Source organism: Chryseobacterium sp. 3008163, assembly GCF_003669035.1.
GTDB lineage: Bacteria > Bacteroidota > Bacteroidia > Flavobacteriales > Weeksellaceae > Chryseobacterium.
On the sequence record NZ_CP033070.1, the window covers coordinates 22,783 to 44,392 of the forward strand.

Consider the following 21,610-nt stretch of genomic DNA (forward strand, 5'->3'; position numbering starts at 1 on the left):
TGCGGTGTTTTATTTTATTTAATTGTTGATTTTAATTATAAAGACAAGACTCTTACATCAATTCTTCTATTTTTTGCCATACATTCATCCGTATCATTGGCCTCACAAACGGGATATTGTGAGCCATAACCTTCGGCTTCTACTCTGTCCGCAGCAATTCCTAATTCTAGTAATTTAAGCTTTGTAGTCTGTGCTCGCAGGTTAGATAATTGCTTGTTCGCTTCCTCACTTCCCGAATTATCTGTGTATCCACCTAACTTTATTTTAACATTAGGATAAGCATTTAAAATCTCCGCTAAATTCATCAATTGAGCTTCTGAACCTGCTTTTAAATCACTTGAACCCGTTTCAAAATATAAGTTTTCAATCGTGTACCAAGAATTTGGATCTAAAACTGTCTGCTTATTATTTTTAATCTGATCATACATTACATAAAGCTGGCTTTGGTTTCCTAAAGAAATGGTTTTTCCACCTTTCAGTTTAACTTCCTGAATGGTTCCTGTATTGTACACAAAATCACCATTTTCATTCAGCTGACCCATTATCTCTTGTGGAGCAACTACAGCGTTCACACCTGCAGTGTTTTGGTTTACTGAATGAAGAGCTGTCATTCCTGTTAGGCTTTCAATTTTAGCCTGTCTGTTGGCTTCAATTTTATCTTTGTGCATCACTGCTAAAGTTGGCGCAATCACCAACGAAACAATTGACATTAATTTAATTAAAATATTCATCGACGGTCCGGAAGTATCTTTAAAAGGATCTCCCACTGTGTCTCCGGTTACTGATGCTTTATGTGGTTCTGAACCTTTGTAGTATGTTTCTCCATTTATTTTAGCACCTTTTTCAAATGATTTTTTGGCATTATCCCAAGCACCACCTGCATTATTTTGGAACATTCCCATTAAAACTCCGCAAACTGTTGCTCCGGCTAAAAATCCACCTAAAACTTCAGGCCCAAAAATGAAACCTATCAAAAGTGGTGAAATAATCGCAATGGCTCCTGGAAGCATCATTTTTCTGAGTGAAGCTTCTGTAGAGATAGCCACACATTTTTCGTATTCAGGCTCCGCTTTTCCTTCTAAAATTCCAGGTATTTCTCTGAATTGCCTTCTTACTTCTTCTACCATTGCCATTGCAGCCTGTCCTACTGCTGTAATTGCCAACGATGAAAAGATAAAAGGAATCATTCCACCAACAAATAAACCTGCGAGAACGTCTGCCCTGTAGATATCAATGCCGTCAATCCCTGCAATCCCTACAAATGCTGCGAATAAAGCTAAAGCTGTCAATGCTGCTGAAGCAATTGCAAAACCTTTTCCTGTGGCTGCAGTTGTATTTCCTACGGCATCTAAAATATCTGTTTTCTCACGAACTTCTTTTGGTAATTCGCTCATTTCGGCGATTCCACCTGCATTATCTGCAATCGGTCCGAATGCATCAATTGCTAACTGCATTGCTGTTGTAGCCATCATTCCGGCTGCTGCAATAGCAACACCATATAGTCCGGCACATAAATATGATCCATAAATACCTCCGGCCAAAACAATGATAGGTAAAAAGGTAGATTCCATTCCAACGGCAAGTCCGCCAATAATATTGGTGGCGTGACCTGTAGAAGACTGTTTAACAATACTTTTAACCGGTCTTTTACCCATTGCTGTGTAGTATTCTGTGATGATACTCATCAATGTTCCCACAACCAACCCAACCATAATGGCTCCGAAAACTCCCATTTTGGTAAATTCTAAACCACGTAAAACCATGGTTTCGGGTAATAAATAATTAACCAAGAAATAAGATGAGATTGCCGTGATAACAATACTTCCCCAGTTTCCAAGGTTTAAAGCATTCTGAACACTTGATGTAGAAGAATCTTCATCATCATTAATTTTAACGAATAAAGTTCCGATCATTGAAAATATAATTCCTGTTCCGGCAATTAGCATCGGTAAAAGTATCGGAGCGAAACCTCCGAACGCATCGTCCGACATCGTTTCACGCCCTAAAACCATTGTTGCTAAAACTGTCGCAACATAAGAACCGAATAAATCGGCACCCATTCCGGCAACATCTCCTACATTATCCCCGACATTATCGGCAATGGTAGCTGGATTTCGAGGGTCGTCTTCAGGAATTCCTGCTTCCACTTTTCCTACTAAATCTGCACCTACATCCGCAGCTTTTGTGTAGATTCCACCTCCTACTCTCGCAAAAAGAGCGATTGATTCTGCTCCTAAAGAGAATCCAGTTAGGATTTCGATGGCTCTCTCCATTTCATGAGAATTAACCATTGCATCTGGAGCAAAGATCTGTTTAATAATTAAATAGAGCGAGCCTAATCCTAAAACTGCTAATCCGGCAACACCCATTCCCATCACCGAACCTCCGGCAAAAGAAACTTTTAAAGCTTTCGAAAGTGAAGTTTTTGCGGCTTCAGCAGTTCTTACATTGGCTTTTGTTGCGATCTTCATCCCGATAAATCCTGCCAAAGCTGAAAATACGGCACCAATCACAAAAGCAATACTGATGCTCCAGTGAGAATTTGAATTCGTCGTTCCCATGACAGCCAAAAGAATGGCGACAATGACGACGAAATAAGCTAAAATTTTGTATTCGGCTTTCAGAAAAGCCATTGCGCCGTCAGCGATGTGTCCGCTGATGACTTTCATTCGTTCATTTCCTGCGTTTTGCCTGGTTACCCAATTGCTTTGGAGAAATGTGTAGAGTAATGCGATAACACCAAAAATTGGCACTAAATAAAATAGATCCATAGTTTAATATTTTTTTGGTAATAGAATAATAAATATACCAAATAAATCTATTCATAAAATTAAAAATGATGTAAATTCCTTAAAAGTCTATTAATCAGGTTGAGTGGCTCTGAAAAAATTTTAATATTAATCAGAAAAAATGGGAAATTTTCATTTGTGGATATCGTTCTTACCCGTAGAATTGCACACGCCCTGACCTGAGTGGATCTCTTTTTTCTTTCATTGCGATTGGGCAAAATGTTTAGTAGACACTTTCGTTATCTTCGCAATGAAAGAAAAAAAAGCGGGAACCCCTTCGACTTCGCTCAGGATAAACTACGGGCGGAAAAAGGCGCCAAAAAATATTATTGTTAATCTATAATTGATTATTGAAAAATCGAGACAAAAAAAGAGCAAATGAAATCCATTTACTCTTTTAATTTATCATTTAGAGAATTTTATCCTCCGAATTTACTTGCGTAATCGTTTTGAGAAGCGATAATCACTTTTCTAGCGTGTTCTGCTCCGTATACTTCCTGAATTCTACATTTAGCAGGCTCATCTGGAAGGTTTTTATACGTTAAAAAGTAGTGCATCAATCTTTTCACTTCTGCTTCTGGAAGTTCAGCGATATCTCTGAAATGTCCGAAAGCGTGGTCACTTACCATTACTGCAACGATTTTATCATCAGCTTCACCACCGTCAATCATTTTGAAACCACCGATTGGAATAGCTTCCATCAATAAACCACCAGAATGAATGTTGTGAGAACTCAAAACACAGATATCCAAAGGGTCATGATCTCCCATTGTAACGTCATCTGCTCCACTTTCTACAGCTAACTTCATTACTTCTTCATTACAATACGTTCTTGGAACGAAACCGTATAATGCAGGAATGATGTTTGAGAATTTCTGAGGTCTGTCAACCTTTAAATATCCTGTAGCTTTATCAATTTCATATTTAATCGTATCTGAAGGAACAATTTCCACGAAAACGTTGACAACGTTTGGCGCATCTTCTCCTGCAGAAATCCCATGCCACGGATGTGCTTTAAAATTTGGAATCATTTATTTATCTTTATTTTTATAGTTTAAGCAATTATTAAAATTTCTCTTCTCAAATCTTCAATGGTTGCCCCGATGTAATCATCTCCATTCATATAATTCATGATGAAAACGGTTTTAAATTCATTAAGATTAGGGTTGTTATTCAAACTTTCGTAAGTTTTGTGAAGCAAATCTATGATGGCGTTTTTAGAATCAACGATATTCTGCCATGAATTTTTCGTTAAGTATAATTGTTGAGACGAATTGTATTCAAACTCTTCATTGATGGTACGTTCTGTTAAAAAAACAAACTCGTGAGCCGCTAAATCTTTATCAAATTTCTGAATTAGATTAGAGGGTTTCATTCGCTCTAAAAAAAGCGTCATTCTTTCGTAAGAATGGGTTTTATTTTCAGAATTTGATTTTACAGAAAGTAACTTAATCTCCTGATTTTTTAGATTGATGTAGGTATAGACAAATTGTCTCAGCAAAACCAAAAATGGAATCGCCACAATCAATGCAAATGCATACGGTAAATAGTCTGAAAAATTTGTCATAATTTGAGGAAGCAAAATTACTAAATATTTGTTATTTAACCACCATTTTAATAAGTTTTAATAAATGCAGTTGAGTCAGCGGTTTAAAGTAAATATGCAACGGATAAAATTATCATTATTAAGAATAAAATTTAACTAAATTTACAGCTTTATTACGCAAAATCATAGAAATGTCTCTTAATAATTATATCTCAAAATTAGCTTTCACCTCAAAAATCACCAACAGTTTAAAATCCTGGATATCACTGATTGTAAATTCTAAGAGATACAGTTCAAGGTTTAAGAAAAAGAATCTGGATTTAAACAACAATGAAACTTTTGTTTATCATTTAAAAGTTGCAAAAAAAAGTTTCGATTTTTATTTAAGAACTTTTAAGGGTGATATTGATATTTTCTACGAAGTTTATTGGAAAAAAACGTATGCTGAACATCTTTCAATTTTAAAGAAAGAACCTAAAATAATTGTTGATCTGGGAGCGCACATTGGAATAACATCGACCTACTTATCTTTAAAATATCCTGATGCGAAAATATATGCAGTAGAAGCTTCTACAGAAAATTTCGAACTGCTTAAAAGCAATACGAAATCCTTTAAAAATATAGAATGTATTCATGCTGCAGCATACTTTGAGGATGGTTTTGTCAATTTTTCAAAGAATGAATTATCTTACAATCAGAGAATTTCTGAAACAGGTATTTCAACAAAAGCAGTTTCTATTCAAAGTCTGAAAAAAACTTATAATCTGTCAAATATTGATCTAATGAAAATCGATATTGAAGGTGGTGAAATTGGTTTGTTAAGTAAAAATAATTCGTGGCTATCTAGCGTTGAAAACATCATTATAGAAATTCACAATCCCTATACCGCATCAGATTTAGAAAAAGATCTGAAACCTTTTGGTTTTAAAATAATGCGTGATGAGCATTTTGTTTTTACAGTGGTAAAAGGCTACAATAATTAAAAAAGATTACCCGATTTTTAAAATATTTTTAAGTAAGTCTTTTTTGGAATTGCTTAGGACAGGATACGTTTTCAAAATTGGGCGAAAACCCGTGAAAAATTCTTCAATGGAGGGAATTTCGCTTCCTTCAAAATCAAATGTTTTAGAATCAATATTTTTAGAAATAATATAATCTATTAAAAAAGATGATCCGGATAGTTTTACTGATTTTTTATCATTAAAAGTTCCAAGTAATGCAACTGTACTTTCGTTACTGTACAATGCCAAAGCATTAATAATTTTCTTTCGATAGATAAAAACAACTATTTCCAAAAGTTTTGCTTTTTCCAATTCTGAAAATATTTTCATGAATTTCTTTTTATCATTCTCATCTTTAGCACCCAGTGAATTTTCAGTGATAAAGTTTTCGGCATCTTTGAAATTTATTTTTTGAATCTCTGAATTTTCAAGAATTTCAGTATCTAATCTTAATTTTCTTTTCCGTTTAGGCGAATATCTTTGCCTTACCAATTCATAGTTTTCGGGATTGATAAGATAATTTTTTCTTCTTTTTAAAGTTTGAGTAAATTGATTAGAATCATTGAAAGCGTAATACCAAATTCTATATTTGTTTTCAAAAAAATCTAAAAACTGGTCATTAATAAATACGTCATCCTTTTTCGAAAAAATTCCAAGTTGCTGACAAAGTTTTGGATTAATTATAAATTTCAGCCCCAATTTTTTGATATAAGGAACCGGCATCACCGCTTCATAATCATTATAAACCAGCAATTCCCATTTTTTTTCTGAAGTAATATCTAAGAAATCTTTTGTTGCAGAGTATTTTCGTTGTTCAGAATTTTCTAAGCAATTCGTGTATTTTTCAAAATCTATTTCGTTGTATTTCAGTCTTCTAATCATAATATGCCTTCGTCTGCGAAACTTAGATAAGAATTTTGGGTAATGATGAGATGATCAAGAAGCTGAATTTTCATGAGATTTCCTGCTTCCTGTATCTTTTTTGTAATATTAATGTCTTCAGCGCTTGGTTTTAAGTTGCCTGAAGGATGATTATGTGAAATGATAATTCCCGTAGCAAAATGTTCTAAGGCTGTTTTAAAAACAATACGAATATCCACAATTGATTGGTTGATTCCGCCTTGTGTGAGCTGTGAAATATGGATTACTTTGTTGCTCTGATTCAGAAAAACTGCCCAAAACTCTTCTGTTCTGAGGTCTGCCAAATGAAGTTTCAGAATTTGATAAGCATCTTTACTGCTTGAAATTTGTGGTTTTTCGGGAATTTCTTGTGCAGCTCTTCGTCTTCCTATTTCTAAAGCAGTTGCGATGGAAATTGCTTTTACTTCGCCCACACCTTTAAATTTAGTTAGATCTTTTATTGTCAATAAACTTAATTGATGCCAATTATTATCAACCGATGATAATATTTTTCTTGCCAATTCCACTGCTGTTTCATCTCTGCTTCCGCTGCCCATGATAATTGCCAAAAGTTCAGAATCAGAAAGTGAATTTTTACCTTTCAGTAAAAATTTTTCTCTGGGTCTGTCGTCTTCGGCAAGAAATTTTATAGACATGATTTAGTTTAGATATTAGTTTTTAGATTTAATAAAACGCAAATAAAATAATTGGCTTTTTTGATTGGTCAATATATTTTGCAGTTTGATTAAAGGCAATTTTTGATAACATGGGACAGCCAAGACTTAAACAAGCTAAATTTTCAGATTCCTGATTTGGAATGCAATCAAAAGAATGAAGAACGATGGCACGTTGCATTGCATTATTATTGGTAGAATCAAGACCTTGTAATCTGTAAGCTTTGCCAAACTTGCCTACATAACTTTCACGGATTTCATATTTTCCTAAAGAAGATTGATAAGAGCCTTCTACATTAGAAAATTTCAAATCATTTGATCTGGATATTACAGAACCAGAACCGTGAGAAACAATTGCTTTCTGCAAAAATTTATCATTCTTTAAATCGTAAACAAAGTATCTGTATTTCCCGGAATGCATTTTAAAATTAATAAAAACGGCAATTTCCTGGTTGTAATTTTTTCCTTTCAGAAAATCTTTAATTTCTGATATTTTTGTTGCCGGCAAAACCAACTGACTCTGTTGAGATTGGGTTTTGGAACATGAAATAATAAAAAGAAACAAGAAAATAAATTGTTTCATCATCAGAAATTGTGTTTAATTTTTTACAAATTTATGTAGTATTTAAAGCTATCAGCAAAAGCTAATTGTAATAAACTTATTCTATAATCAGTCCGTCTTTCATGACCAATTTTCGGTCTGTGATTTCAGCTAAATTGGGATTATGTGTTACAATTACAAAAGTCTGGTTATATTTATCTCTCAAATCAAAAAACAATCTGTGTAAATCGTCAGCGTTTTTTGAGTCTAAATTTCCCGTCGGCTCATCTGCGTAAATAATTTTAGGAGAATTTATTAAAGCTCTTGCCACAGCTACTCTTTGCGCTTCACCACCCGACAACTGATTCGGTTTGTGATGAAGTCTTTGAGCAATTTTCAAGTCTTCAAATAAATCATACGCTTTTTCAATCGCTTCCTTTTCATTGGCTCCTGCAATTTTTGTTGGAATTAAAACGTTTTCCAATGCTGTGAATTCCGGCAATAGCTGATGAAACTGAAATACAAAGCCAATGTTCTGATTTCTGAATCTCGAAATCTGCTTATCACTCATGTTGATAAATGATTCTCCATTGAGCTCAATTTCTGTATGATAGTTTTTAGGGTTTGAAGGGCTGTCTAAAGTTCCTAAAATCTGTAAAAGTGTAGATTTTCCCGCTCCGGATTCTCCAACAATAGAAACGACTTCACCCGCTTTGATGTGAAGGTCTACTCCTTTTAAAACTTCCAGATTACCATAAGATTTATGGATATTACTTGCTCTAATCATGCTTCAAAAATAGTGATTTTTTTTTGCTTTTAGCTTCTTGTGATCAGCTTTTAGTATCATTGATTTAATTAAAAAATTATCCTTTTTTAATGATGATTCTAAAGGTTGTTCCTTTTCCTACTTCAGTTTGAGAAATTTTTATGTCACCGTTGTGGTATTCCTGCACTACTCTTTTGGCTAAACTTAAACCCAATCCCCAACCACGTTTTTTTGTCGAATAACCTGGTTTGAATGCGTTTTGAGCCTGATATTTTGTCATTCCGCTGCCGTTGTCTTTTACTTCTATTAAAATATTTTTGTTGCGTTCAAAAACCGACATTTGTAAAACACCCTCACCTTTCATTGCATCCACGGCGTTTTTGACTAAATTTTCTATCACCCAACTCATCAGTATTTTATTGTGCGGAACCAAAATATTATATGTTGGAAGCAAAAGCGTAAAGTTTATTTTCTTTGAAATTCTTGTTTTTAAATAATCATAATTCTCCCGAATGGTTTCATTGAAATTCATATCATTCAACTCGGGAACCGAACCAATTTTAGAGAATCTTTCAGAAATTGTCCTTAATCTTTCTATATCTTTTTCTATTTCCTGTACACCGTCAGAATCCGTATTTTCAAGTTTCATAATTTCCATCCAGCCCATCATTGATGATAATGGAGTTCCAATTTGATGCGCTGTTTCTTTTGCTAAACCTGCCCAAAGATAGCCTTCATCAGTTTTCTTTACCGTTCTTAAAAACCAAAATGAAAACAGGAAATAACAAAGCACAAAGAAGCCTAAAAGAAATGGAGAATATTGTAAATTATTCAGAATCTTTGAGTTATCATAATAAAGAAACTGATTGTTGCCATTAGAAAATTCAAGTTCAATAGGCGGATATTTTTTCGCCATTCTTTTTGCCAAAGAAACAATCTCCTGATCATTATTGTCAAATTCTTTTGAAATATTTTTGTGCTCAATAATCTGATCATTTTTATCTAAAATAATAACCGGAATCGAAGTATTTGAACTATAAATTGTCAGAAGCAATGACTGAACTTCCAAACTTGGGGCTGTAGCTTCCTGCTGAAATTTTATAGCACTCACCAAAATATCAACTCTTCGCACTTCCTCCTTTCTTAAGTAATTAATTACCAGAGTAGATGCAATGACAATTGCAATGACAACTAAGGTCATCAGAGAAAAAATAAACCAGTTGTTGAATCTGGAAAATATGGATCTTTTTTTCAATTAAATTTTATTTTAAAACATTTAAAATTTTCTGCAATTCTGTACTTCCGCTTCCCTGATAATTATTGATGATAATGGCGTAAATGTATTTCTTTCCATCTTTTGAAGTGTGATAACCTGCATAAGATTTTGTATCTCTCATTGTTCCGCTTTTCATTTTCATGCCGTTGTCCTGAGTAGGAAATCCGTCGTAATAAGATTCAAACCAAGCCTGTTTTTTAGCATAAATTAAGGCCTGCACTTCCGCTTTTGCAGAGACATAATTTTGTGGTGAAAGTCCGCTTCCATCAGCAAAATTAATCATGTTTGAATTAATTCCCTTTGATTTCCAGAATTCATTTAGATAAGCAATTCCGCTTTTGAAACTTGGGTTTCCTTTTTTTTCTTTGCCTAAAGTTTTGATTAAATTTTCCCCGTACATATTCACAGATTTTCTCAGAAACCAGTAAACGATTTTATCTAATGTCGGTGATTCGTAAGTAAGAATGATATTAGATTTAGGAAATTTTAGAGCAGATTTTCCGTCCAATTCAATTTGAGAATTTGTCAGAACTTTTCCCAAAAATTCAATTTCGGAATCTTTCAGCCATTTTTGAACTTCTACACCCAATTGCAACGGCGGATTCGGAACAGAACCTGAAACTGTGGTTACTTTTCCGGCAGGTAAGCTTCCATTAATTAAAGCAACATCAGAATGTGGAGCTGTAAAAATCAAACTTTGATCTGAACTTCCCGTTGCTTTCAGATCATTCAGCCATTTGATTCCGGCTAAAGGATAAGAGAAACTTTTAAAATCTGTTCCGTTGATATTGATGTCAAACTGATTTTCGCGCCAATTAACTCCCCAAACTCCGGCGCCATAATAATTACCCAAATCATCCCATGGCCAGCCTCCGGGAATTGTCTGATGGTCAAAATAAGAATCATCAATAATCAAATCACCGGAAATTTTTGTAATTCCTGATTTTTTGATGGCTTCTAACAATTTTTGTTTGAAATTTTCAGGCTTATAGCCTTCATAACGCCAACTTCCCAATGTAGGATCTCCGTTTGAAGTAATGAAGAGATTTCCGTTTAAACTTCCATTAGAAATCGTTCCTGAATATGCTGACGTCGTTTTGTAAGTGTAATTTTTACCTAAAGTTTCCAAAGCAGCGGCTGCGGTAAATATTTTTTGCGTAGAAGCCGTTGATAAACCTTTATTTCCCTGATATTCGTAAACTAAATTTCCATTTTCATCTGAAACGTAAAAAGATAAGCTTGATGAAACTGCTGTAGAAGAGTTCATCAGATTTTTTGTGGCATCATCTAATTTCTGGCTGATATTTTGAGCAAAAATTATTTGGGTTGAAAGTATAAATACGGCAAACGATTTTTTCATGAAAGAAATGTTTATTCAAATATAATTTTTAATTATTGCAATTTTATTTATAAATCCATTTCTTGCAACTCTTTCTTGTATTTTTCGAGTTCTTCATCATTAAAGAGAAATTTAAAATCCGGAAGTTTTTCAAATGATTTGTCAAACTGTCTAACTTTTTCGTCGTCATCTTCATCAATAAAAAGATCCATCTGGATTTCTTTTATGTATTCCAATTTATTGTCATAATATTTTAAAAGAGAATTATTCCATGATTCTTTAATGCATCTTAAGCAACGATTTTCAAAAACTGATTTATATCCGCAAATTTCACAATCTTTTAAATTTTCGAACATTGACTTAACATATGTTTTATCTTCAATTGAAAAAAGATGCTGAGGAATTGAATTTAATAACAAATAAAAATTAGGTTCCCAACGGGCAAAGTGGAATGTTTTTTCTCTATCCGTAAACGAAGATGAAATATATAATGTCATTTGACTGTAGGAATTCCGAACATCAATTCTACTAATTTCATTAGTATTAAAAACATATTTGTCATTAATTTTCACATCATCATTATCAATTTCAAGAATATTAATCGTTTCCACATAATGATCAAAGCATAGGGTTGTTTCCCAAGAATTTACAAATCTACCTTTTCCTTCCTTTCCGCATTTCTCACAAGTTTTTCCTGAGAGTCTTATGTATTTACTTTTAATTTCCTGAATCTTTTTATTTAAAGCTTCATCAGGAGATGAAATGTAGCAACGTAATCCTCCAAATTTTTCTTTTCCAAATACTTTTTCATCTAAATTCCAACCAGCAATACAGAATTCATATAGCATTTCTCTAATTAACGAATGCCACCCTGAACCATTTATCGAAAAGTTTGATAAATTGCTTTCAATAAATTGATCTATTGCGTCTTTAGAAAATTCCATAATGATTAAAGTTCTGTTCCTGATTCAATTTCGTAAGGCTCTTTCCCTTTCTCAAAAATCCTCGTCAGTTCGCTTCCATCAACAGTAATTGTATCACCTATTCGTCTGATCCAGTTTCCTTCACGAAGTCCGACAACTTTGATGTCGTTTTGGGTTAAAAATTCTTTAATACGGGTTTCTCTCGTTTCTCCGTTATGTTTTAAATCCGGATTGGGGTCGAGATAATGCGGATTGATATTGAAAGGAACCAATCCCATGCACTCAAAACTTGATGGATAAACAATGGGCATATCGTTCGTGGTTTTCATGTTTTGTCCGCCAATATTACTTCCGGAACTGCATCCTAAATAAGCTTTTCCGTTTTCTACGTTTTGCTTTAAAACAGACATCAGATTTTCTTCATGTAACGTTTTAACTAATAAAAATGTATTTCCACCGCCAGTAAAATATCCTTTTACTGAATTTAGGGCTTCGATTTTATCTTCAAATTCATGCAACCCTTTTACTTTAATATTTATTGTTTCGAAAAAGATTTTGCTTTTGCGGTGTAATCATCATGTGAAATCCCGCCGGGTCTTGCGAATGGAATAAAGATGATTTCGTCAATTCCTTTATATAAATCAATAAGTTCTTCTTTTAAATATTCAAGATACTCTCCACCAAAAAGTGTAGAAGTCGAGGCTAATATAATGTTCATAAGATGAAAGATAATAGATTTGTTATGAAACAAAGATAAACTCAAACAAGGTAAGAATCAAAAAATACGCTAAAAAAAGTGTGATAACTGTTAATACCTTCAAAAAAAACTTAAAGGTTCTAAAACTTTCTTTTTAATGGAATTATTCTTGAACTTCAATATTTACAATTTTAAAAATGTAAGAAATATGAAAACGATTAAAATTAATACTAAGCAATTATTTGTAGGTTTAATGATGATAGGAAGTACAGGAGCTCTTGTTGCCCAAACTTCGCCAAAAACAGACAGTGTGAAAGTTACTGCTTCTACTACAGCTCAGGTACAAACAAATCCCGTGATTGAGGGGTTAAAAAAGCAAATTGAGGCAAATCCGAAAGATACGGAAGCATTAGCAAAATTGGCTACAGCGTATCAGGATGCATCAGACTGGACAAATGCAGTGGATACATGGAAAAAAATATCTGTCTTGTTACCAGATTGGGCGCCTTCTTATTACAGCCAAGCTTATGCATATCAATCTGCTAAAGATGATGCCAATGCAAAACTTGCATACGAAAAATATATCGCGACTGTAAAACCTACAGAGATCGAACAGAATAAGAAAAATCTTGCTTATGCGTACTTTTATATTGCGTTTGCAGAACAAAAAAGCGATCCTACAAAAGCAAAAGAACATATTGCTAAATCTATAGAATACGATCCTACAAATCAGGATGCTGTAAAACTCAACCAAGCTTTAAATTCATAGTTAAAAATAAAGCCAAGGCAATTGCTTTGGCTTTATTGAATAAAATAATATTGAAATATAAATTTATTGAATTCTTTTTAAAGGAATTCCAATAATAGTATTCGAGGAAGCGGTATTATTGGAGGAATTAGTAGAGTATGCTACAATAGACATTGTGTAATATTATCATCTTCAGTATTCATGATTTTTAATGAATCCATATTTTATTCATTTCACCATTTATAAAGTAACGTAGCTTTAAAGTCCTCTAGCTGCTAATTCCGAGATATTGGTTCTTTCACTCTCAATTGAAAAAAAGCTGGATCATAAATTTTTCGCTCTCGTTTCATATATTAAAATTAAGGCTTTATGCTTAATTTGAACTGGACGCTAAATTAGGATATCCAAAATCCTAATTTATATTAAAAGCATAAGCAATCTAACACAAAAAACAATTCCTAATAATTTTCCGGAAATAATTATAATTACAGATCATGCAAGATTATTTTTCATATACTCTACTATCGCCAAATCGGCGGCACCAAAGGTGCCGCCGATTCTGATAAAAAAACATTAATATGAAGTGTTATAAAATTACAGTCTGTATAGAGTGTGCAGGTGCAGATAACTTCGCCGACATTCCTTCAATCCAAAAGTTAGTATCTATATCGTTGTCAGAATCGTTCATGATAACGGTAACTAACTGTCCGTTTTCATTCATAAAAGTTGTTGAAGTTAGAGCAGCTCTGTTGGATGAACTTCCGATTCTTTGAGCATTTGGTTTAATGAATTTGGAAACGTGACCAACATAATAATACTCATACGTATAATGAACTTCTCCGGTTTTTGTATCAGCAATAATTGGTGCAAAACAGAAATTTCCAACGTGGTTTGGCCCGCCTGTTTCGTCAAGAAGAACATTCCAATCTGTCCATAAAGCAGTTCCCTTATTGAAATCGTTGATCATATTTCTTCCATACAATTCGCCCAAGCTTACATCGTAAATTTTTGACATATCGAATTGCTCTTTACAACCTTCCGTAAACGCTAAAAACTTATCAGGAAAAGCTCTTTGCGTTTCTAATAAATTGTCGAACAACTGAGTTTTGTTATTCCATGTTTCATACCAGTGATAGCCGATCCCATGTGCATATTTTGAAGTTTCAGGATCGCTTAGTGTTGTTGTTGCTCTTTGATAAATTAAATCACGATTGTGATCCCAGATCATCACTTTTTTATCTTTGAAACCGTTTTTCCAAAGTGTTGGCCCAAGATTGTTTTTCAAGAACTCACCTTCTTCTTCCGCTGTATAAATACAAGATTCCCAAGTCTGCGTTGCCATCGGCTCATTCTGAATCGTCAATCCCCAAACATTAATCCCTCTTTTTTCGTATTCGTTGATGAATTTCACATAATAATCTGCCCAAGTTTGGTAGAAAGCATTTTCCAGTCTGCCTCCTTTCAGCATATTCTTGTTAGACTTCATCCAAGCTGGTGGACTCCAGGGAGAAAAGTAGAAGGTAAAATCTTTTCCAATTGCCATTTGAGCTTCTTTAATCATCGGAATTTTAAACTTCTCGTCATGAGCAACATTGAAAGATTTAAGGGATTTATCATTTTCTGTCACATACGTGTAAGAATCGCTGGAGAAATCACATGAGTTCATGTTGGTACGGACAACGGTATATCCCAAGCCGTTTTTTCCGTAGTAAGCTTCGATAATTTCCTTTTGCTTATTTTTTGGAAGTTTATAAAAAGTTTCGGCAGAGGCATCAGTTATCGCACCACCAATTCCGATAAGTTTCTGATATTTAAAATCGGGATCTACAAAAATACAGGCATCAGTTTCTTTTGGCTGAGCCATTTTTTCGAACTTCACCGTTCCTTTATCAACCATTTTTTCGTTGGTCTTAGAATTGGTGAAAATTACTTTTGCAGATTTCCCTGCATTATTTTTCCAGTAGTTCTGAGCATTTGCATTAAAAAAAGCTCCTACTACAAAACAACTTACTACTAGTTTCTTCATTATTTCTTCTTTCTATTCTTATATATAATTAACCACCCCGTCAAAATTCTATCGAATTTTCGCCACCCTCCTTTGGAGGGGAATTTAATACTAATCATTTTTATATACTCTTACGTAATCAATGTAATATTTCTGAGGAAAGATTGTGTCATCAATTCCTTCTTTTCCGCCCCAAAATCCACCGACAGCAAGATTTAAAATGATAAAATAGGGTTGATCAAAAGGCCAAGATTCATATGTCTTTTCTTTATTTTCATAGGTGAAAAACTTTTGATCATCTATATAAACATCAATTTTTTCAGGTGTCCAATCTACTTTGTAGATGTGAAATTTTTCACTAGCATCTTTTACAAACAATGTATCAGTTTTCTGAGTTCCGATAATGTGATTGTACTTTTTGGTATGCACGGAAGCATGAATATAACCTTGATTAAAACCAACGTGTTCCATAATATCAAGCTCCCCGTCATCGGGCCATTCTTTCATATTTTCGCTCATCATCCAGATGGCAGGCCACGTTCCGCGACCTTTAGGAAGTTTAGCACGAACTTCAACCGTTCCATATTGAAAGGAGAATTTTCCTTTCGTTAACAATCTTGCCGAAGTATATTTATTCTTTTCCCAAATTTCTTTTTTAGCTTCAATGACAAGATTTCCGTTTTCAACTCTAGCATTTTCTAAACGGTTTTTGGTATAAAACTGAGCTTCATTATTTCCGTAACCGTCACCACCAACATCATAATTCCATTTTGTGGAATCTGGTAAACCATTTCTATTAAATTCATCATTCCAGATTAATTTTCTGCTGGAATCTGGTTTATTTGAAGCACAACCTTCAACACAGAAAGCCAAAGCTCCTCCGATGATTAATTGAAAAATATGTTGAAGTTTTATTTTCATGATTTTAAGATTAAACTTTGATTTTGTCATTCTTAGGAACGAAGAATCTCTATTATATTTAAAAAAAAATAGATTCTTCACTCCGCTTCGCTTTGTTCAGAATGACAAACAATGCTTTCTATTATTATTCTTATAAAAAACGCTAAGTCCTCTACCACCAAAAGCGGGTTTTATCCCGCTCTCAGTATTTTTTATTTTGTCCAATTAATCCTCATAGTCTGTACATTTTGAGAATCGGTTCCGACCATAATGTCAAATTCTCCCGCTTCCCAGTCATAATTCAATTCATCATCGTAAAATTTTAAATTTTCCGGAGTTAATGTAAAATTGATTGTCTTACTTTCTCCTTTTTTAATGAAAACTTTTTGGAAACCTTTCAATTCCTTCACAGGTCTCACTACTTTTCCATACAGATCTCTGATGTACAATTGCACCACTTCTTCCCCATCGTAATTTCCAGTATTAGAAACTTTTACATTGATATTTAAAGTTTGATTTCCTTTAAGATTTGTTGAACTCAAATTCATATCGGAATATTTAAATTGAGTATAACTTAAACCATATCCAAAAGGGAATTTCGGATCATTATCTAAATCGATGTAAGCCGAAACGTAATTTCTGTCTGTATTATTCTTTGCAGGTCTTCCTGTGTTGTAATGATTGTAATAAACAGGAATTTGTCCTTCAGTTCTTGGGAAGGTCATCGGCAATTTCCCACCAGGATTTATTGTTCCGAAAAGTACATCTGCAATTGAATTTCCTGCTTCGGTACCCAACCACCAATTGTACATAATTGTAGGAATATTGTCTGCTGCCCAGTCAAAAACCAAAGGTCGTCCGGCATTGATCATTAAGACAATAGGTTTCCCTGTTTTTGCAATTTCTTTTAATAAATCTTCCTGAACTCCCGTGAAATGGAGATTACTCCTGCTTTTCGCTTCACCGCTCATCGCGTGACCTTCACCTAAAGTCATGATGACAACGTCTGCTTTTTTTGCCGTTTCTACAGCTTCTGCAAACATCGATTTGTCCTGATCATCAACGTTGGCACCTTTTGCATAGAGTAAAGTTGAGTTTTTGTCTAACTGATTTTTGATTCCATCAAATTGGGTAACAATCCTTTGATCGTCATCTTTAAATGCAACCGACCAAAAACCGTGATTGGCAGTGGTTTCTTTCCCGAAAGGTCCGATTAAAGCAACAGTTTTAGTCGATTTTGAAAGTGGAAGAATATTTTTTTGATTTTTCAATAAAACAATACTTTTTGAACCAAATTCTCTCCCGAATTTTCTGTTTTCCTGATTGTTTAATTGTTCTTTCTGTCTTTTTTCGTTGCTGAATCTGTAAGGATCATCAAATAATCCCATCTCAAATTTCTTAACTAAAATTCTTCTTGCCGCATCATCAATCAACTTTGGATCAACTTTACCTTCCTGAACCAACTTTGGAAGTTCAGCCATGTAAGCACGGCTTTCCATATCCATGTCGCTTCCGGCAATGATTGCTTTTTCTGCAGCTTCTTTATTGTCTTTTGCGTAACCGTGAGGAACCATTTCTCCGATACTTCCCCAATCTGAAACCACAAAACCTTGATAGTTCCATTTACCTTTTAATAAATCTCTTAAAATATATTTGTTAGCCGTCGCCGGAATTCCGTTGATGTCATTAAAAGAATTCATAAAAGTGGCAACACCTGCTTCTGCCGCCGCTTTGAATGGTGGCAAATACGTTTCGTGCAATTGTCTTAAACTCATATCAACAGAATTGTAATCTCTTCCACCAACTGCTGCTCCATACGCTGCGAAATGCTTTGCACAAGCCATGATAGCATCAATATTTCCAAGTCCTTTTCCTTGAAAACCTCTGATTCTTGCTAAACCAATCTGAGTTCCCAAATATGTGTCTTCACCTGAACCTTCCATCACTCTACCCCATCTAGGATCTCTTGCAATGTCAACCATCGGTGCAAATGTCCAGTGAATTCCGTACGCAGAAGCTTCTGTTGCAGCAATTCGTTCAGATTTTTCGATTAATCCCAAATCCCAGCTCGCAGCCTGACCAAGATTTATAGGAAAGGTAGTTCGGTAACCATGAATCACGTCTTGACCGAATAGCATTGGAATTTTTAATCTTGATTTTAAAGCTAATTCCTGAAACTTTTTGGTTTCTTCTGCTCCTGCTACATTAAGCATAGATCCCACTTTGCCTTGCTTTATTTCATTCAAAACATTTGCAGAATTGGAATTCTGAGGACCTGTTGCATATTCAAACCCACTGTATTGAACGAGTTGCCCTACTTTTTCTTCCAAAGTCATTTTAGATAAAAGCTCAGAAACTTTCTGGTCAATTGTTTTTTGTCCAAAGGCATTGAGTCCAAATGCTGTAAATGCTAGTATGAAATAAAGTTTTTTCATTTTAATTTATTTTTTTGCTGGAAGCTTTAAATTAATTTTAATGCAAAGTCCACAAAGATTTTTTTGCAAATAATTCTGCTGATTTTTAAGTTCGCAAAGGCATTCTACTTAACAAAGAACACAAAGTTTAATAAATTAAAAATTTGCTAATTGTTTTGCATATGATTTTAAAAAATATATGTGGCAACCGAACTTCCTGTAATGACTACGGGAGCTGTTTTGTTGTTATATTTAATATTAAAATTTTCGTCTGTCTTGCTATAGTTCTGAACAATCAAAACTATTTTTCCTTCAGGAGTTTTAAAGGCTACTGTTGAAAGGCTATCTGTCTGCGTTGAGGAAATTCTCTGAGAATTGATAGGAACAAATTTTGATGCATGGGCAATAATATAATACGCCACATTTCTCGTGAAATTTTCTTTATCCGAAACTGTGATAGCACCTTTACATTCTGTACAACCTCCAGGAGTATGTGGTTTAAATTCAGTGTCGTTGGCAAGATTCCATTCTAAAGCAATTTTGCTCCAATTTCTCATAGAACCAATAACTACATTTTTGGTATGCCAGTTTAAATCTTCATTGAAGGTGCCTTTTGCACCCGTCCATTGTTCTGTGAAATATAAATTCTTATTTGGATGAGCATTATGAACAGTGCTCAATGCTGAAATATCACCTTCGTATAAATGAAAAGCTGAACCGTCAATATATTGGTTTGCTTCAGCATCATTTAAAATATTAATGGCATATTCGGGTTTGTTGCAATTATGATCGTAAACGACAATTTTAGTTTTAATCTTGTTTGACTTAAAAATTGGCCCTAAACTTTGCTTAATAAAATCTCTCTGCTGGTCTGAAACCATCAATAAACTTGGGTTATTTCCGGGATGTAAAGGTTCGTTTTGAGGAGTTATCGCATCGATTGTAATTCCTTCTTTCTGCATTCCCTGAATATATTTTACGAAATATTTAGCATATGTATCGTAGAATTCAGGTTTTAAACTTCCACCAATCGATTTACCATTATCTTTCATCCAAACCGGTGGTGACCACGGAGCGGCAATGATTTTTATTTTTGGATTGATGGCTAAAATTTCTTTTAACATCGCAATTAAATCTTTATCTCTCGCCAAACTAAATTTAGATAACGTTGGATCAGTTTGACCTTGAGGTAAATCATCGTAAGAAAAAACTTCGCCATCCAAATCAGATGCGCCAATACTTAATCTCAAGTAACTGATAGATATAGAATTTTTATCTTTCCCGAAAAGTTCGTTTAACAATGCTTTTCTTTTAGATGGAGAAAGGCGGTTAATTACTTCGGCACTTCCGCCCGTTAATGTATATCCAAAACCATCAACATATTGAAATTTTTGAGAATCGTCAATTTCAATATTCTGAAAATTATTGGTTGTATTTACAAAAACTAACGGTAATTGTTGCTGCAATTTTATGCTCTCATCTCCTTTTGTAAGCCAAGATTGAACCTGATCTTTTTTAGTGATTGTTGACTTGCATGAAGTTAAAGATAAAAGTACCACACCGCTAAATAGCAGTGCAGTACTCTTTAAAAAGAAACTATATGAATTCTTATTTGACATATTTAATATCCAGGATTTTGAATTAAATTAGGGTTATTATCCAATTGTGTCTGTGGAATTGGCCACAATAATCTGTTTTGATTTAAATTATTTACGTAAGGCAATAAATTACCTGCAGCATTTTTTGTTGAGAAAGTATTTCAATTGCTTTTCCTGTTCGTTTCAAATCAAACCAACGATGACCTTCAAATGCTAATTCTAATTTTCTTTCTTTTAGAATTTTGTTAATACCATCATCTGTACTGGTAATCGTAACTGGAGCTAAACTTGAACTTGCTCTACCTCTCACTTGATTAACCAAAGTAGCAGCATCGGCAAAATTCCCCTGATGAACTAAAGCTTCAGCTCTTATTAACAATAAATCTGCATATCTCATTACATAAAAATTCTGATGACCTGTAGTAATTCTCATTTTATACATAAAAGGAAAATTATTGCTTGGCCAAAAATTATCAGACCAATCTACATGAGTTGAAAACCAAACGCTTGAGTTTTTTCTGACATTATCTCCTTCTGTATTAAAAGTATTTACTAAATCATACGAAGGTGTATTGAATTTCTTCCAGTCTGTCCCATAAAACATTGAAGACCCCCATGCCCAAATCGTTCCGGCATTTCCATTAGATTCAAAAATAGATTCTGCATTGGCTTCGTGATTTCCATCAAAAAGTTGATCATAAACAGGAAGTAATGAATATCCTTGTCCCATTAACTGTGTTGTATAATCAACCACTTTTGCATAATCAGGATTTGGCTTTGTTGCATACACTTTTGCCAATAATGATAAAGCTAAACCTCGTGTAGCTTTGTATTTATTTGAACTTGCAGGTGCACTTGCTAAAGCTCCTTCTAAATCTGAGATTATTTGAGCATAAACTTCATTCACAGGTTTTCTTGCAGGATAAACTTGACTGTAAACTTCATCGAAATTATCTGCATTTACTCCAACAACTGCTTTTGTTACTAAAGGAAAATCTCCCCACAATTGTACGCCGTGGAAATTGTACATTGCTCGCATAATCGCAGCTTCAGCTTTCATTTCCGCTTTTCGAGAATTTGAAAGTGCAGGATCCGAAATATTATCTACGTAATTTAGAACTTTATTACAATTATTGATAAATCTGAACAAATAATTCCAGTCTCTGTTAACGTTTGAATTGGTTGCGATAATTCTGTACTCATCAATTTGAAAATTTTGAATATTATCACTTCCTGCATGAGCTATATCCGTTTGCGCATCACCATTAAAAAAATAATCTAACTGCCAGTATTCGTTACCCAAATCTGTGTAGATAACAGTCATCAAACCTTCCGCTTCATCCGCTTTTGTGTAGGGAGTATCATTATTCGGCACTGCTCTATCAGTAAGTGGCTCCGTATCCAAATAATCACTACAAGAAGTTGTTCCTAGAATTAAAGTTGCTCCAAGTAGAAAATAGTATATTGTTTTATTAATTTTCATAAGAATTTAA

The 21,610-nt window shown here is 34.0% G+C and carries 18 protein-coding genes and 1 pseudogene; 2 read left to right on the forward strand and 17 right to left on the reverse strand.

The annotated features are described in order from the left end of the window. Positions 1-35: 35 nt before the first annotated feature. From EAG08_RS00110 to EAG08_RS00120, 3 genes are all read right to left on the reverse strand, one after another. Positions 36-2,771, reverse strand: coding sequence for a sodium-translocating pyrophosphatase (locus EAG08_RS00110; RefSeq protein ID WP_129533702.1), 2,736 nt, complete (start codon positions 2,769-2,771; stop codon positions 36-38). A 437-nt stretch (positions 2,772-3,208) separates the two neighbouring features. Next, positions 3,209-3,820 carry an inorganic pyrophosphatase gene (locus EAG08_RS00115; RefSeq protein WP_129533703.1) on the reverse strand — a complete coding sequence of 204 codons (612 nt, stop codon included), beginning with the start codon at positions 3,818-3,820 and terminating at the stop codon, positions 3,209-3,211. A gap of 23 nt (positions 3,821-3,843) precedes the next feature. Then, positions 3,844-4,356, reverse strand: a complete 513-nt coding sequence (locus EAG08_RS00120) for a hypothetical protein (RefSeq protein WP_129533704.1) — start codon at positions 4,354-4,356, stop codon at positions 3,844-3,846. Positions 4,357-4,526: 170 nt separating this feature from the next. Here EAG08_RS00120 and EAG08_RS00125 point away from each other — a divergent pair, with 170 nt between their 5' ends. Then, complete coding sequence (locus EAG08_RS00125; RefSeq protein WP_129533705.1) at positions 4,527-5,318, forward strand: FkbM family methyltransferase; 792 nt, start codon at positions 4,527-4,529, stop codon at positions 5,316-5,318. Between the two features lie 6 nt (positions 5,319-5,324). Here the strand turns inward: EAG08_RS00125 and EAG08_RS00130 are convergent, their stop codons facing one another. The 8 genes and pseudogenes from EAG08_RS00130 to pepE form a co-directional block, all read right to left on the reverse strand. Continuing rightward, on the reverse strand, positions 5,325-6,218 hold the full coding sequence (locus EAG08_RS00130) for a hypothetical protein (RefSeq protein ID WP_129533706.1): 894 nt from the start codon (positions 6,216-6,218) through the stop codon (positions 5,325-5,327). After that, a complete protein-coding gene (radC, locus tag EAG08_RS00135; protein WP_129533707.1) occupies positions 6,215-6,892 on the reverse strand; it encodes a RadC family protein in 678 nt (225 codons plus the stop codon). The genes EAG08_RS00130 and radC overlap by 4 nt, the downstream gene beginning before the upstream one ends. 28 nt (positions 6,893-6,920) lie before the next feature. Next, positions 6,921-7,496, reverse strand: a complete 576-nt coding sequence (locus EAG08_RS00140) for a murein L,D-transpeptidase catalytic domain-containing protein (protein ID WP_129533708.1) — start codon at positions 7,494-7,496, stop codon at positions 6,921-6,923. Positions 7,497-7,569: 73 nt separating this feature from the next. Continuing rightward, entirely contained in the window at positions 7,570-8,238 is a 669-nt protein-coding gene (locus EAG08_RS00145; RefSeq protein WP_129533709.1) for an ABC transporter ATP-binding protein, read from the reverse strand. Positions 8,239-8,314: 76 nt separating this feature from the next. Continuing rightward, positions 8,315-9,472 carry a sensor histidine kinase gene (locus EAG08_RS00150; protein ID WP_185145173.1) on the reverse strand — a complete coding sequence of 386 codons (1,158 nt, stop codon included), beginning with the start codon at positions 9,470-9,472 and terminating at the stop codon, positions 8,315-8,317. Between the two features lie 7 nt (positions 9,473-9,479). Beyond that, the gene (dacB, locus tag EAG08_RS00155; protein WP_129533710.1) at positions 9,480-10,853 is read right to left on the reverse strand and encodes a D-alanyl-D-alanine carboxypeptidase/D-alanyl-D-alanine-endopeptidase; all 1,374 of its coding nucleotides are present in this window, start codon (positions 10,851-10,853) and stop codon (positions 9,480-9,482) included. Between the two features lie 47 nt (positions 10,854-10,900). After that, entirely contained in the window at positions 10,901-11,776 is an 876-nt protein-coding gene (locus EAG08_RS00160; protein ID WP_129533711.1) for a hypothetical protein, read from the reverse strand. A 5-nt stretch (positions 11,777-11,781) separates the two neighbouring features. Next, positions 11,782-12,473: pseudogene (pepE, locus tag EAG08_RS00165) on the reverse strand (dipeptidase PepE). A 187-nt stretch (positions 12,474-12,660) separates the two neighbouring features. Between pepE and EAG08_RS00170 the strand changes: the two are divergent. Next, positions 12,661-13,221: a tetratricopeptide repeat protein gene (locus EAG08_RS00170; RefSeq protein WP_129533712.1), complete on the forward strand. Its 561-nt coding sequence runs from the start codon at positions 12,661-12,663 to the stop codon at positions 13,219-13,221. Between the two features lie 565 nt (positions 13,222-13,786). Here the strand turns inward: EAG08_RS00170 and EAG08_RS00175 are convergent. The 6 genes from EAG08_RS00175 to EAG08_RS00195 form a co-directional block, all read right to left on the reverse strand. Beyond that, a complete protein-coding gene (locus tag EAG08_RS00175) occupies positions 13,787-15,226 on the reverse strand; it encodes a glycoside hydrolase family 30 protein (RefSeq protein ID WP_129533713.1) in 1,440 nt (479 codons plus the stop codon). Between the two features lie 90 nt (positions 15,227-15,316). Beyond that, on the reverse strand, positions 15,317-16,126 hold the full coding sequence (locus EAG08_RS00180) for a family 16 glycosylhydrolase (RefSeq protein WP_129533714.1): 810 nt from the start codon (positions 16,124-16,126) through the stop codon (positions 15,317-15,319). A 191-nt stretch (positions 16,127-16,317) separates the two neighbouring features. Beyond that, positions 16,318-18,540: a beta-glucosidase BglX gene (gene bglX, locus EAG08_RS00185; protein ID WP_129533715.1), complete on the reverse strand. Its 2,223-nt coding sequence runs from the start codon at positions 18,538-18,540 to the stop codon at positions 16,318-16,320. Between the two features lie 167 nt (positions 18,541-18,707). Beyond that, positions 18,708-20,138 carry a glycoside hydrolase family 30 protein gene (locus EAG08_RS00190; protein WP_129533716.1) on the reverse strand — a complete coding sequence of 477 codons (1,431 nt, stop codon included), beginning with the start codon at positions 20,136-20,138 and terminating at the stop codon, positions 18,708-18,710. Between the two features lie 2 nt (positions 20,139-20,140). Next, on the reverse strand, positions 20,141-20,242 hold the full coding sequence (locus EAG08_RS22505; protein WP_262696773.1) for a RagB/SusD family nutrient uptake outer membrane protein: 102 nt from the start codon (positions 20,240-20,242) through the stop codon (positions 20,141-20,143). Further along, complete coding sequence (locus tag EAG08_RS00195) at positions 20,230-21,600, reverse strand: RagB/SusD family nutrient uptake outer membrane protein (protein ID WP_262696774.1); 1,371 nt, start codon at positions 21,598-21,600, stop codon at positions 20,230-20,232. The genes EAG08_RS22505 and EAG08_RS00195 overlap by 13 nt, the downstream gene beginning before the upstream one ends. Positions 21,601-21,610: the final 10 nt, after the last annotated feature.

Coding starts and splice junctions, on each gene's coding strand:
- EAG08_RS00110 (WP_129533702.1), bottom strand. CDS start 2,771: ATGGATCTATTTTATTTAGTGCCAATTTTTGGTGTTATCGCATTACTC.
- EAG08_RS00115 (WP_129533703.1), bottom strand. CDS start 3,820: ATGATTCCAAATTTTAAAGCACATCCGTGGCATGGGATTTCTGCAGGA.
- EAG08_RS00120 (WP_129533704.1), bottom strand. CDS start 4,356: ATGACAAATTTTTCAGACTATTTACCGTATGCATTTGCATTGATTGTG.
- EAG08_RS00125 (WP_129533705.1), top strand. CDS start 4,527: ATGTCTCTTAATAATTATATCTCAAAATTAGCTTTCACCTCAAAAATC.
- EAG08_RS00130 (WP_129533706.1), bottom strand. CDS start 6,218: ATGATTAGAAGACTGAAATACAACGAAATAGATTTTGAAAAATACACG.
- radC (WP_129533707.1), bottom strand. CDS start 6,892: ATGTCTATAAAATTTCTTGCCGAAGACGACAGACCCAGAGAAAAATTT.
- EAG08_RS00140 (WP_129533708.1), bottom strand. CDS start 7,496: ATGATGAAACAATTTATTTTCTTGTTTCTTTTTATTATTTCATGTTCC.
- EAG08_RS00145 (WP_129533709.1), bottom strand. CDS start 8,238: ATGATTAGAGCAAGTAATATCCATAAATCTTATGGTAATCTGGAAGTT.
- dacB (WP_129533710.1), bottom strand. CDS start 10,853: ATGAAAAAATCGTTTGCCGTATTTATACTTTCAACCCAAATAATTTTT.
- EAG08_RS00160 (WP_129533711.1), bottom strand. CDS start 11,776: ATGGAATTTTCTAAAGACGCAATAGATCAATTTATTGAAAGCAATTTA.
- EAG08_RS00170 (WP_129533712.1), top strand. CDS start 12,661: ATGAAAACGATTAAAATTAATACTAAGCAATTATTTGTAGGTTTAATG.
- EAG08_RS00175 (WP_129533713.1), bottom strand. CDS start 15,226: ATGAAGAAACTAGTAGTAAGTTGTTTTGTAGTAGGAGCTTTTTTTAAT.
- EAG08_RS00180 (WP_129533714.1), bottom strand. CDS start 16,126: ATGAAAATAAAACTTCAACATATTTTTCAATTAATCATCGGAGGAGCT.
- bglX (WP_129533715.1), bottom strand. CDS start 18,540: ATGAAAAAACTTTATTTCATACTAGCATTTACAGCATTTGGACTCAAT.
- EAG08_RS00190 (WP_129533716.1), bottom strand. CDS start 20,138: ATGTCAAATAAGAATTCATATAGTTTCTTTTTAAAGAGTACTGCACTG.
- EAG08_RS00195 (WP_262696774.1), bottom strand. CDS start 21,600: ATGAAAATTAATAAAACAATATACTATTTTCTACTTGGAGCAACTTTA.